This window comes from Pseudoalteromonas sp. 2CM37A (assembly GCF_023161885.1).
GTDB classification, from domain to species: domain Bacteria; phylum Pseudomonadota; class Gammaproteobacteria; order Enterobacterales; family Alteromonadaceae; genus Pseudoalteromonas; species Pseudoalteromonas atlantica.
Genome location: NZ_JALNTJ010000002.1, coordinates 665,650 through 678,105, shown reverse-complemented (window position 1 = coordinate 678,105; position 12,456 = coordinate 665,650). Strand labels below are relative to the sequence as shown.

11 protein-coding genes are annotated in these 12,456 nt (G+C 40.5%); all 11 read right to left on the bottom strand.

Annotation, left to right across the window (positions count from 1 at the left end):
- Positions 1–91 precede the first annotated feature (91 nt).
- The 11 genes from MTF68_RS06695 to MTF68_RS06645 all read right to left on the bottom strand — a co-directional run bounded on the left by MTF68_RS06695 (position 92) and on the right by MTF68_RS06645 (position 12,433).
- A complete protein-coding gene (locus MTF68_RS06695; protein ID WP_004586339.1) occupies positions 92–1,693 on the bottom strand; it encodes a hypothetical protein in 1,602 nt (533 codons plus the stop codon).
- A gap of 300 nt (positions 1,694–1,993) precedes the next feature.
- Positions 1,994–3,322 carry a CDC27 family protein gene (locus MTF68_RS06690; protein ID WP_248462048.1) on the bottom strand — a complete coding sequence of 443 codons (1,329 nt, stop codon included), beginning with the start codon at positions 3,320–3,322 and terminating at the stop codon, positions 1,994–1,996.
- A gap of 33 nt (positions 3,323–3,355) precedes the next feature.
- Positions 3,356–3,961: an energy transducer TonB gene (locus MTF68_RS06685; RefSeq protein ID WP_029772986.1), complete on the bottom strand. Its 606-nt coding sequence runs from the start codon at positions 3,959–3,961 to the stop codon at positions 3,356–3,358.
- 12 nt (positions 3,962–3,973) lie between these two features.
- Positions 3,974–4,387, bottom strand: coding sequence for a biopolymer transporter ExbD (locus MTF68_RS06680; protein ID WP_004586342.1), 414 nt, complete (start codon positions 4,385–4,387; stop codon positions 3,974–3,976).
- A gap of 51 nt (positions 4,388–4,438) precedes the next feature.
- On the bottom strand, positions 4,439–4,966 hold the full coding sequence (locus MTF68_RS06675; protein WP_029772985.1) for a MotA/TolQ/ExbB proton channel family protein: 528 nt from the start codon (positions 4,964–4,966) through the stop codon (positions 4,439–4,441).
- Positions 4,967–4,969: 3 nt separating this feature from the next.
- Positions 4,970–6,337: a MotA/TolQ/ExbB proton channel family protein gene (locus MTF68_RS06670; protein ID WP_064387264.1), complete on the bottom strand. Its 1,368-nt coding sequence runs from the start codon at positions 6,335–6,337 to the stop codon at positions 4,970–4,972.
- Positions 6,338–6,347: 10 nt separating this feature from the next.
- Entirely contained in the window at positions 6,348–7,100 is a 753-nt protein-coding gene (locus MTF68_RS06665; RefSeq protein ID WP_004586345.1) for a DUF3450 domain-containing protein, read from the bottom strand.
- Between the two features lie 232 nt (positions 7,101–7,332).
- Entirely contained in the window at positions 7,333–7,947 is a 615-nt protein-coding gene (locus tag MTF68_RS06660) for a DsbA family protein (RefSeq protein WP_024031704.1), read from the bottom strand.
- The gene (locus tag MTF68_RS06655; RefSeq protein WP_248462047.1) at positions 7,944–9,041 is read right to left on the bottom strand and encodes a GGDEF domain-containing protein; all 1,098 of its coding nucleotides are present in this window, start codon (positions 9,039–9,041) and stop codon (positions 7,944–7,946) included. The genes MTF68_RS06660 and MTF68_RS06655 overlap by 4 nt, the downstream gene beginning before the upstream one ends.
- Before the next feature lie 3 nt (positions 9,042–9,044).
- A complete protein-coding gene (locus MTF68_RS06650; RefSeq protein ID WP_248462046.1) occupies positions 9,045–10,934 on the bottom strand; it encodes a methyl-accepting chemotaxis protein in 1,890 nt (629 codons plus the stop codon).
- Positions 10,935–11,179: 245 nt separating this feature from the next.
- Positions 11,180–12,433, bottom strand: a complete 1,254-nt coding sequence (locus tag MTF68_RS06645) for a sugar MFS transporter (protein WP_248450179.1) — start codon at positions 12,431–12,433, stop codon at positions 11,180–11,182.
- Between the last annotated feature and the right edge of the window lie 23 nt (positions 12,434–12,456).

Genomic DNA, 12,456 nt, shown 5'->3' with positions numbered 1-12,456 from the left:
TAATCCTAATCAGGTTATACAAAAGAGGCGCCTGACGCTTAAATAACAAGCCACAAGGCGCCTTTAATCAGAGGTTATAATGGTGTGCTATTTAGTCAGCATTTGCTGCTGTAACAGCCGCTTCAACCCATTTATACCAGCTAGAGTCTGTATCCTGATCCGATACCGCACCAATGTAGTTTACGCTTTCAAAAAATGAATCGCTTGTGCTTAAGTCTGTTGCAGTAACCGTTACTTCTGCAGCTGCTGTGTTCGTTGCAAAACCGTTATCTGCAAGTACTGCAACATCATCAGTTAAGATTTGGTTAGCACCATCATTTTCAAACCACGCTGTTTTTGTTTGACCTTCTAATGGGCCGCTTGCAAACGTATCTGTATCAGTAAAGTTTGCAGAACACGCCATTACAGAGCTTGTGAATGAGATTTTATCTGCTTGTGCTTCACCGTCGCCTGAGAACTCAATACATTGCGTGTTAGTTGCGTTTTGCTTAACGATAACAGTGTTGTAAATGCTTGAATTAAATTGGTCATCAAACTTGTAAGCTTGTGAAGGGTCGTCATCACGTACCGAGTTACCATCGGTAGTTACAACCGTTACATTGGCAACCGTTGGGTTAGATGGAGACACTTGCTCGGTAGAAGAACCTTTAACACCATCAGACTCAAAGCCATTGTTACCCATGTTAACAACAGTGCCGTCATTTAGTGTCACAGTACCGTGTTGAATAAATAAGTACTGAGCTTTACCTTGCCAACCTGCGTCAAAGTCAAACGAATCATCTTGTGTATCTGTTACCGCTACGTGTTTAAGCGTTGTAGCACCACCAAAAATTTCAATACCGTCATCAAAACCTTGGTGAATGTGTAGGTAATCAAACTCAGAACCAGAGCCAACTGCATTTAGTGTTAGTGAATTCAAATCATCGCCTTCACCACCAACGCGAGGGCCTGAACCTGCGTACCAAATTTTAGCCCATTTAATATTACCGCTAGAGTCTGCATTATCGTTACCACCAAAGTAGCTTGTTATACCTTCAGAGGCTACGTTACACGTACCACCGTCACGCTCTGCATCAGTACATTGGTCAGTAATGCCGTTACCATTAATAATGATACCGCCCCAATCTGCGTAGCGTGCGCCTTCGCCTGCTGTATCAAAACGGTCAAACGCGTTTGCAGAAGTAAATACAACCGGCTTTTCTTCAGTACCTACCGCTTGAATTTTTGCACCACGTGCAATACGTACAATTGCTTCACCTGAGCCAAATGCTAAAACGGCACCTGGTTCAACGGTCATTGTTGGACCATTTGCTGGTACTTCAAAGCCATCTACAGTGCTGCCATCTTCGCCAATTTGTAATGCATCTTCAAAAACGTGAACACCGCCATCAGGTAGCTCAGCGAAAGTAATGTTACTTGTGATAGAAATTGTTTTGCTTGCAAACGAGTCGTTGTATAAACAATCAATGCCACTTACTACGCCTGTTACCGTACCTGCATCTGATTCGTAGCTTGCACAAACAGCTTCTTCTTCAGTTGTTGAACCAGTTGTATTGTTTGAATTATTAACACTGTTATCTGTTGACGAGCTGTTATCGTTTACAGTAGGTGTAATTTCGATATCGCCGCCACAGCCAGCTAGTGTCATTGCAGTTGCTACTAGGCTGACCTTAAATAAATCAGATAATTTCATTGTTCACTCCGTTAAAGTATTTAATTATTTTGTTAGTGCATTAAGTAAAAACTTAAGTCACTTTAAGGCACGATACTCATGCATTAAGGTGACCTGAGTTATCGGATGCAAATAAGATACTGTAGAGATATGACAAACCAGTTACAGTTTAGTAACCATAAGATGACAATAGTAATTAATTTAAATTCAACAACTTAAATTTTTTAGCAACGAAAAAAACCGCCCTAAGGCGGTTTTGGTGTTGCGATTATGAAATAGGTAAACGCTTTATTATTTGTAAAATAGCGTTAGGGTATAAAGTTAAAGTAACGCAGCTTTAAGTGTTTGCGCATGCACTTTTTCACGCTTAACATATTTAATCCACTGCTTTGCTAAACGTTGTGATTTATCATGCTTTTGGGCTTGTTCAAACGCTAAAATAGACGCATCAAAATTTTGCATATTGTACTGTGCCATACCTAGCGCAACGTAAGCGTTTGATTCAAAATCAAGGCCGCCTTTATCAAGCGCCTTACGCGCAGCATCAGCCGCTTCTTCGTATTGCTCAGTGTTAACAAACACTTCTGCTAGGCGTTGATCGTAATTACCATGCTCTGATAGGTCAGCCGCTTTTGCAAAGTAGCTAATCGATTTTTCATCTTCTTTAGCTTGAATCATGGCCTCTGCAATAAAGGCATAGTTTTTCGCTGATTTTTCTACAATGCCTTTTTCTATCGCATCACTCATTGTTTTAGCTGCTTTGTATGCCAGGCCGTTATAAAGGTAAGTTTGCGATAATTGTCTTAAATCAGACTTGGTTTTTAAAAAGCCTTGTTGATACGCCGCTTCGATTACTGCTAGTTGCTCTTTTTCTTTGCCGGTTTCTCCGTACATACCAGCTAGCTGAACCCAATACTCTGGTTTATTGTAAAGTTTAACCATGCGCTCAAGCACTGCAACTACTTTATCTGTTTGATTAAGTGAGTAATACATAGCGCGCTGTAGTACCAGCCAGTTTTCTTTAGGGGTTTTACCTTCGCTGTCGCTAAGAGCAATAACTTGATTAATGTACTCAAGCCCCTTTGGGTATTCTTTTAACTGGTAGTAAGTTTGCGCTCTAAGTAAGTAATACCCTTCTGTAATAGGTTTGGTATTTATTTCATCCCACTTATCTAAAAACGCGATAACTTTTTTATACTCGCCGTTGGCCATTGCAAGCTGCGCTAGGCTAAACGTGGTACTTAAACGTAATGATTCAGGAATAGCCTCCTCGGCTACCACTTTTTCAAACGAGGCAATGGCTTTTGGTAAATCATTTTCGTTGTAATAAATAAAGCCATAAAAGTTATGCATCATCGCAATTTCATACGAGTTCATACTTGAAGCTCGCTCTTGAATGCTATCAAGTGCTTCAAGGCCGCCTTTTACATCGCCATCATCAGCGAGCTTTTGCGCACGAGCAAGCTGGCTATAAACCTTTTCGCGCAGTGCGGGTACACGCTTTGTTTTTTGCTCTTGCTCTGCATGGGCAGTTGCTACGTTTAGCCCCGGCACAAGGCTTAGCGTACTTGGCACAACAATACTTGCACTGATCGCGGCAGTGCAAAATAATGCCAGTTTTAAATTTTTAGCTGTAGGTAGTAATTTCATAATCGCCTCGCTATTTCATCCAATTAAGATAAGTTAACCATTAATTTGGAAAGATATTTTGTTTTGAACACCCGCCACTTCAACGGCTTCACCATTTACTACGCGCGGTTTATATTTAAATTTAAGTGCGGCATCCATCGCTGCTCTATCAAACAGTGACTCAGGAACCGCTTTTACTACTTGCGGGTCACGTACAGTACCTTGCTTAGTTACTGTAAATTCAACAATTACATAGCCTTCAATACCACGCGACAAAGCACGACGTGGATACACTGGAGCTACTTTTACAATGGGTAGGTATTCACCATCACTTGTTTCAAGCGCTAAGCCACCCGCTAGGTCAACGTCGCTGCCTACATCCGCACCAAAATCAAAATTATTGCTGGCCGCGTTTGCATCATTATTTTGCATTTGCGGCGACTCCATAGGAGGTGGTGGCTCTTTTGGTGTAGGTGGCTTTTGCGGTTTACGCTCTTTCTTTTGTACCGTTTCTTCTTTTTTCAAACGTACAAAGTCTAAAACGTTTCCTTTTACTGGCTCCGACATGGCACCTTCACCACCGGTGATCAGTGCCTGCATGCCTAAAAACAGCATAAAGGTCACTACACCCGCTACTATTAATGCTACTAAATATCGCAACATGGCTAACCCTTAAGACGCATCTTGTGCAGCAATCGAAACATCAAACGCACCTGCAGCACGCGACGCATCCATTACTTTGATTAACATATCAGTGGTGGCTTTTTTATCAGCTTGAATAACCACGCTCCCTTGTGGGTTTTCTGCTTTTAAGCGTTCGATATTGGCTTGCACTGCACGTACATCGATTTGACGTTTATTAATCCAAATTTCGCCTGTATCAGAAATAGCCACTAAAATATTAGCGCGTTCTTTTTTAACCGCTGTTGCGGCTTCTGGGCGGTTTACATCAATACCGGCTTCTTTAACAAACGAGGCAGTAACGATGAAGAAAATAAGCATGATAAATACAACGTCTAACATTGGGGTCATGTTAATTTCTTCAGCTTCGTCTTCTTGTAATAGGTTTCCTAACGGGGCTCTCATTTTTATTCTCCTAGGATGAGCGACTCTATAAGCCGCTTATCAAAATGTTACTTAATGGTCTAAAACCATGCTGTCTTCAAGTAGTTCAACTTCGCGCTTGGCTCTGCGCTGTAAAAACGTAGAGGCAAATACACCCGAAAGTGCGCCAACCATACCTGCCATGGTTGGAATAGTTGCTTTAGAAACACCTGATGCCATAGAGCGCGCACTACCCGTACCGGTAATTGCCATTACATCAAATACTTCAATCATTCCCGTTACTGTGCCTAACAGGCCAAGTAGCGGACACAATGCAACCATTACATTTATCAGTGCTAAGTTAGTGTCTAAACGCATTGAAGCACGTGAAATCATCGCCTGGCGTATTTGCTCAGCATTCCAGCTATTGCGCTCTGCACGGTTTTTCCACTGCGCTTTTACGTTTTGCTTGTAACTACGAAAACCTTTGAAAAAATAAATAAATCGCTCGAGTATCAATAACCACATCGCGAAGATTAACACCCCGATGACCAAGAGGACTTGGCCACCAGTGTCGAGAAAATCACGGATAGCATTGATTGAGTCAATCAATAGCACCATGGTTTATGCTCCCTTCTCGCTTCGCTGTGCGATAATACCTGCGCTTTGCTCTTGAATAGTAAGCAAAATGTTTTTAGCGCGTGTATTAAGTAGGGTGTATAAAAATACCGTAGGAATTGCCACAACTAAGCCTAGCACCGTTGTTACCAATGCTTGCGAAATACCACCAGCCATTAGTTTAGGGTCACCTGTACCAAATAATGTGATTGCTTGGAAGGTGTTGATCATACCGGTTACAGTACCTAGTAAACCTAGCAGCGGCGCCACTACCGAGATGATTTTAATAAGCGTTAAATTACGCGTTACTTTTGGCATTTCACGTAAAATAGCTTCGCTTAATTTAAGCTCTAATGTGTCGTGGGCAACATCAGGGAACTGATCTTTAACTTTCATCACGCGGCCAAGAGGGTTGTCATCGCGTGCTACATCATCTTTAAGTTGACGACGAATTTTACCGCCCATAATCAGTAATGAGAAAAAACGTTCAAGTGAGATAAGTAAAGCAATAACACCTACACCTAAAATAACGTAACCGACTGTGCCACCTTGGTGTACACGCTCTTCGGTATCTGGTGCTTGCACTAATAAACCTAAAATTGAGCCACCCGTTGGGTCAAGTGCAAACTGCACAACACCATTTTTTGCATTTTGTAATTCCTCAGCAGTTGCAGTAAAACGTGCTACAGGCTGGCGATTTAACTCGCTTAAGGTATTTGTTACTGGGTTAAATTCTAGGTATTTACCGTTAGAGATTAAGTTAAAAGCACCTACACGTACCACTTCTTGCTGTGCTTTTTCACCACCTTGTACAATTACATCGGTAGTAAAGCGGCTTACTTTACCTTGCTCTGTCATTTCGCGTTGTAGCTCAAACCATACTTTTTCAATATCTTCGATAGAGGCAAGCTTTGAAGTAGAGCCCATTTTTTGTGCTAGCTCATCCATAAATGTGCTACGACCCGCAATTTCAGCTGATACCACAGAGGTAGCGAACTTATTGCTAGAATCACCTGCAACTTGCTGAAGCACACCAAATAGCTCTTTTAAAGAACCCATTCGTTTAGATAGTGTATCTGTTAAGTTAGCAAGTTTAATTTCGTTTTCTTCAAACTGTGTTTCTAAGCGCTCAGACTCAGCAAGCATTTGATTACGTTTTGCTTGTGTGTTGTTAAGCATTTGCACTTGTTCGTTTTGGCGCGCCATAAATTCTTGTTCGCGTTGCTTGTTTTGCGCGCTTTGAGCCGATTTGCCTTCTTCAAGTGTTTTTAATAGTGAGTCTAAGTCCATAGGCTCAGCTGCCACACTTGCGCCTGCAAAGCTTAGGCTTGCAGCAAAAAGGGCCATTTTTGTCATTTGAGTAAACAGTTTCATCTTCAACCTCTTATTCTGCTGCGTGTACTGGCAGAGTTAACATATCTGGGGCAAGTTGCTTACGTGCGATACGTAAACCTTTGTTGATTTGGCTAATTGTTGAGTCTGGTAAAGTAACAAACGACTTTGTTTCTTCATCCCAGCTACCAGCTTGCTTACCATCACGTGTTAAATAAATAAGCTCTAAGCGGCCAATGCGTAAAAAGTCTACTTCACGCTCTTTACCGTCTACCGTTAACAGTGAGGTGTAGGCTTCAATAGTGCGTCCGTAATCAACTTCTACTTGGTATGCTTCTAATACGCGGCGGAATTTTTCGCTTGAGTTAATATCTGCACGGTCCATCATGGCGTTTAAAGAGCTAATACGCTTAGTGCGCTCTTCTTGCAAAAATGGCACATCAAGTGCTACAAATTGCTCAAGCCCTTCAATCATGCGCAACATTAGTGGTGTGATCTGACGCTCAATAATAGAGACCTGATCCATTGAAAGGTTAAGTGACTCCATTTCTTCAATTTGGTTATTTAACTGTTTAGTTAATTGCGCGTTATAAACAGTTAAACCATCAATTTCTTTATTAAGGGTTTTAAACTGTTGAAGACGTCCTTGCATTGAATCAGCAATCTTGTCTATTTTTGTTTGTGATTGCGCAGCTGATTTATTTATTTCACTGCTTTTATCGATAACCTTTTCTAAATCATTGGCATGTACTGCAGCACTTGCTGCTACAATACCAGCTAAGATCAATGGTTTAACGCCTTTCATCGCATACACCTTTACTCGTTAATTAGCGGATTTGCTAGTTTGTTGTTTTAGCCTAAACTGACTTGTTTTAGGCTAAAGATTTTCAATGAGTGAAATTGTATAGATGAATAATGACAGGCATGTTGCGCAAAAAAGTCTATTTTGTTACAGCTGTAACATTTGCGTCTTATATCGGAGTGTTTATATGCAAAGCGTGTATTAAAGCAGCAAATACACGCATTTTGGCTAGTTGTTAAGCTAATAAAGCGCTAATTGTGTTTAGTGTTTGCTGGTGATCGGTGTAATTTATTTTAATTGCAATGGCTTTATTATCAGTTATTAATACTAACGAAGGAAAGCCTTGTATTGGCAAGCTTGCACTAAATGCTAACTCCTCATGTAATTTTTGATTCAAAGCCTCAGAGCAAAGTTCCTCGGTAAACTGTTGTTTATCTATGCCTATTTTTTCAGCTAAGGTAATTAGAGTACTTTCATCAGATGGGTTTTGAGCATGTAAATAATAAGCATGTTGAATTGCCTCTATCATTTGTGGCTCTTTATTATGCGCTCTGGCAATAATCGCCGCTCTGCAGGCTGGGTAAGTAGAGCGCCTTGGCTGACAAACCTGCCAAAAATCAAAATTAAACTGTGTGCCCAACATCGCACTAATTTTATGCCACGTGCTTTGGAGCATGGCGCGCATATTTTCTGGCATGGGCTCTTGGCTATCTGGAGCAAGCCCCCCTACTTTGTATTCTATAGTCAGCTGCGAAGCTAATGCGGCTTTTAGTTTTAACCACGTCGGTTTATATCCCCAGCACCAACTGCACATAGGGTCGTGTACATATATAAGTTTAGTTTGAGTCATAGTGTTCCTGTGTGATTTGATACAACTTTGTTACGCCCTTGCTCTTTAGCTAGGTACAGGTATTCGTCTGCTTGTTTAAGTGCACGGCTGTAATGATCAACATTATCAACCTGAGCCACACCAATACTACAGGTAATAAATACCCGTTTATTATCGCTGGTTAAAATAGCTTGTTTTGCGACACATTGTCTAAAATCATCGGCTAATTTTGTAGCCACTGGGGCTGTTTCTTTAGGTAAAATCACCACAAACTCTTCGCCTCCATAACGGGCTTTAACTGCGGAGTTTGGAAATTGTGAATCAAGTAATTTGGTAAATTCTATCAACACTGTATCGCCAAAATCATGACCATAGGTATCGTTTAGTCGTTTAAAATAATCTAAATCAAGTAATAAAATAGAAAACGGCAGGTAGTTTTCGGGCGTTTTAGCAGCTAATTTTAAAAAGTGAGCGGTGATGAAACGCCTGTTCGCGCCACCCGTTAACTGATCTGTATAGGCATCTTGCGTTTGCGCAAGGGTTATATCAGCAATTGCCAGGTGACTTTTATGCCTGAAATACTCACCTATAAACGAAAAAATAAACACCAGTGTAAAAGAGGCTAAAAACCGAGACTTTTCAATACCGCCATAGTTAACTTGGCCAAAATCAGGCCCGTATAAAATAACACTGCAACACAGTAATAAGCCTAAGCCAAGCCTGCAGCCATGCTTTACACCTAAAGAGGCAAAACACACTACAGGGTAAAACATTAGCCAATAAAGCGCGGTATTTTCTTTTCCGCCTGTATACGTAAGGGCCACACACATAATAAACACTATACACATACTTATAAGTGCAACCATTTCCAGTTTGGCTGTTTTTATAAAATAAAAAGTACCGCTAATAAGGGTAATATTAACCGCGATTAACGACGCGGTAAGAATAGGCGAATACACCGTGTAGTTAAACACCACCAACATAGAGATAACAATAATAGCAATGGCTATCATGGTGAATAGTGAAAATGCTTGGCGCTGTTTATCCGAGCTATACACCTTATCTATGTTAATAAGGCTTAACCAACTTTGTCCTGTAACCGATTTTTTTGGCATATTTTAAACTCTAAACTTTTGAACCATTTGCTCTAAATCACTAAATTGTTGTTTAAGTTTAGTACATTCATTGAGGGTGTTTTTTAAATTTTCTTGGCTTTGTACCGATAACTCACTCATGCTTGTAATGTCTGCGTCGAGCACTTTAACAAGGTCGTTTTGCTCAACAGTGGCATTGGCAACACTATGATTAGCACTGCTAATTTGTTTTATTGACTCTATTATTTGGCCCATTAACACGCTCACACCTTCAGCGTGCTCTACGCTTTTTTCACTGTCTTGAATGCTTGTTTTCATCAGTTCTACCGCTTGGTTTGAGCCTCTTTGTAATTGCCCTACGGTATCTTCAATCTCTTGCGTTGATTGCTGAGTACGATGAGCTAACTGGCGTACCTCATCAGCCACAACAGCAAAACCGCGCCCAGCTTCGCCTGCTCTTGCAGCTTCAATTGCCGCATTTAATGCAAGTAAGTTGGTTTGCTCGCTCACACCTTTAATCACCTCAAGCACTTGCCCAATACTAATTGTATGCGCGTTAAGGCTATTAATAGTATGTTGCGCTTGTTCCATATTGGCTGATAACTGATGGATACTATTAACGCTGTGCAATAAGGTTTGCTGGTTTTGTGTTGAATGCTCATCTGCATTTTTAGCAATTACAGAAGCGTCACTGGCGTTATTAGCAATAGCCATAGCCGATTGCGAAAAATTATTAACCGCCATGGCCACACTATCAGTACGTTTTGTTTGGTCATGGTGCATGGCTAGTGAAGAATCTGTTTGCGACACCACGCTGGCTATTACGCTATCGAGTTGTTTAGTCGTTAATTTAACGTGTTCAATAGAGTGCTGAATTTTTTCAATAAAAATGTTAAACGAGTGACTAATTTGGCCAAACTCATCATTGTTTTCAACCTTTAAACGTTTGGTTAAATCGCCTTCGCCTTTTGCAATATCTTCTAGTGCATCATTTAGGCGCGCCATAGGTTGCATTAAGTAACGCAGTAAAAATTGCATAAACACAATAATGGCCACAATTCCCACTAACATATAAATAAGCGCGTTAACACCAAAGCGAGACACCTCTGCATAGGCTTGGTTTTTATTAATAACGACACCTAAATACCAGTCAACATTGTCTATGCCACGTATTTTAGTAAACGATATCAACTGCGGCTCACCCGCTATATCATATTGTGTAAATTCACTATTAAGCGCAGTAGATTGGCCAAATAATTCGGCGGTGTTTTTTAAATTAAGTTCGCTATTAGGATGGCTCAGCACTTGGCCATTTTTATCTACTAAAAAAGCATACCCTAACCCTAAAAAATCAATATCGTTAATTATTTCAGTCACTGTGTGCATGTCTATATCTGCACCCGCTACGCCACTAAAGTGGCCATTGCTTTGAATGGGCACAACGGCAGATATAGTCAGCTCGTTGGTGGTTACATCAATATACGGGGTGGTAAATGCGGTATAGCTTTTATTTTCAACTAACTTATACCAAGGGCGCGAGGTGGCATCAAAATCAGAGGGCAATACAATGCTTTGATCGTTAAGTATAAATAAACCACTTGGTTTACCTATATACGTATTTTTAAAGCCACCAGCGTATTTAGCAGTATTAAGCTGGGCAAGGGTTAACTGTTTTGGATCACTATTTTTGTGAGTTTGCGCAATCGATTTTACTATGGTGAGTTTAGCGTTAAGCCAGCTTGCAATGTTTTGTGAGGTAGATTCTGAATTTTGCTTAAGGACTAAATCGAGCTGCTGTTGCGTTTGGTTTCGCATGGCGATGTAATTATTTATAGCAAATAAACCCAGTACAATAACCAGTACCATAGATGCTGCAATAGTCACTTTTGAGGTGAATTTAAGTGAGTTAAGCATGACTGCCCTTTTTTATTTTTTGTTATTAATTATATTTTTAGCAAAAATTTAAAGGTATGTCGTCGTTAATGAGGTAGATAAGCAGTTTATGTACTTAAAATAAGAATAAAGAACCAGCTCTACTCACTATATAGTTGTAACAACTCTATTTTTTTTAAAACAAACTAGCGCTTGGAACGTTCCTATAAAATGGTAATAAAAAAGCGACTGAATACGTATTCAGTCGCTCTTTCATCTGGGAGTATTTACCACTTTTTAGCTAAACGAACCACGTTTAAGCCATACCAAGCAATAAATACATAACACACTAGCGGAACAAAAAAGCTTTGCTGAATATTAACAACATCAGCAATGTAACCTTGTAATAAAGGCACCAAGGCACCCCCTACTATTGCCAAACACAACCAACCAGAGCCTTTACTGGTTAATGAGCCTAAGCGCTCTATCGCTACAGAAAATATAGTCGGGAACATAATTGAGTTAAATAAACCAATGGCCAGTACCGCGTACAGGGCTACATTGCCTTGCGTAAATATAGTCACAAGTAATAAGGCAATTACCATGCAGGCATTAAATGCCAATGCTTTAGATGGCGCTATTTTTTGTAGTGCAGCAGAGCCAATAAAGCGGCCAACCATTGCTCCGCCCCAATAGTAGCTGATCAGTGCAGCAGCAGCGTGCTCTTCAAGCCCAGCTATATGTGCTTCGCCAAAAAAGTTAACTAAAAAACTACCAATAGCCACTTCACCACCGACATAACAAAATATAGCAAATACGCCCATTGTTAAATGAGGTGCCTGTGTTAGTGAGCGAGTTTCAGTAACCGGGTTATTTTCTTCTTTATGGCCTTCTATTTCAGGAAGTTTAATAAAGGCAAATACGATAGCAATAATAAGTAAGGCCGCTGCTAACATTAAATAAGGTACTTTTACAGACTCAGCAGTAGCAGCACTTGCTGCTAATGTACCTGCGGTACCAAAAAACAGGATACCTCCAACATACGGGCCTACGGTTGTCCCTAAGGCATTAAGTGCTTGCGCTAAATTTAGCCTAGATGAGGCGGTTTTTTCTGGCCCTAAAGCAGCTACATACGGGTTCGCAGAAACCTGCAAAACAGTTACACCAGCAGCCAGTACAAATAAAGCACCTAAAAACAACCAGTATTCATGCACCACCACCGCAGGGTAGAACAACATACAGCCAATTGAGGCAACCACTAGGCCGGTTAGTATGCCTTTTTTATAACCTAATTGTTTAACCAAAATTCCAGCTGGAATAGAGACAATAAAATAGGCGCCAAAAAAGCAAAACTGTACGAGCATTGCTTCAAAGTAAGTTAGGTCAAAAACGCCTTTCAGACGAGGGATTAGTACGTCGTTTAAAACGGTAATAAAACCCCATAAAAAAAACAGTGTGGTCATTGCAGTCAGCGGTAACAGGTAATTTTTATTTTGTTGCTCTTTGACCGCAAATGATTGATTGGTATTTATTTCACTCACGTCATTTTCACTCCATTAACAAG

Coding starts and splice junctions, on each gene's coding strand:
- MTF68_RS06695 (WP_004586339.1), bottom strand. CDS start 1,693: ATGAAATTATCTGATTTATTTAAGGTCAGCCTAGTAGCAACTGCAATG.
- MTF68_RS06690 (WP_248462048.1), bottom strand. CDS start 3,322: ATGAAATTACTACCTACAGCTAAAAATTTAAAACTGGCATTATTTTGC.
- MTF68_RS06680 (WP_004586342.1), bottom strand. CDS start 4,387: ATGAGAGCCCCGTTAGGAAACCTATTACAAGAAGACGAAGCTGAAGAA.
- MTF68_RS06675 (WP_029772985.1), bottom strand. CDS start 4,966: ATGGTGCTATTGATTGACTCAATCAATGCTATCCGTGATTTTCTCGAC.
- MTF68_RS06670 (WP_064387264.1), bottom strand. CDS start 6,337: ATGAAACTGTTTACTCAAATGACAAAAATGGCCCTTTTTGCTGCAAGC.
- MTF68_RS06665 (WP_004586345.1), bottom strand. CDS start 7,100: ATGAAAGGCGTTAAACCATTGATCTTAGCTGGTATTGTAGCAGCAAGT.
- MTF68_RS06660 (WP_024031704.1), bottom strand. CDS start 7,947: ATGACTCAAACTAAACTTATATATGTACACGACCCTATGTGCAGTTGG.
- MTF68_RS06655 (WP_248462047.1), bottom strand. CDS start 9,041: ATGCCAAAAAAATCGGTTACAGGACAAAGTTGGTTAAGCCTTATTAAC.
- MTF68_RS06650 (WP_248462046.1), bottom strand. CDS start 10,934: ATGCTTAACTCACTTAAATTCACCTCAAAAGTGACTATTGCAGCATCT.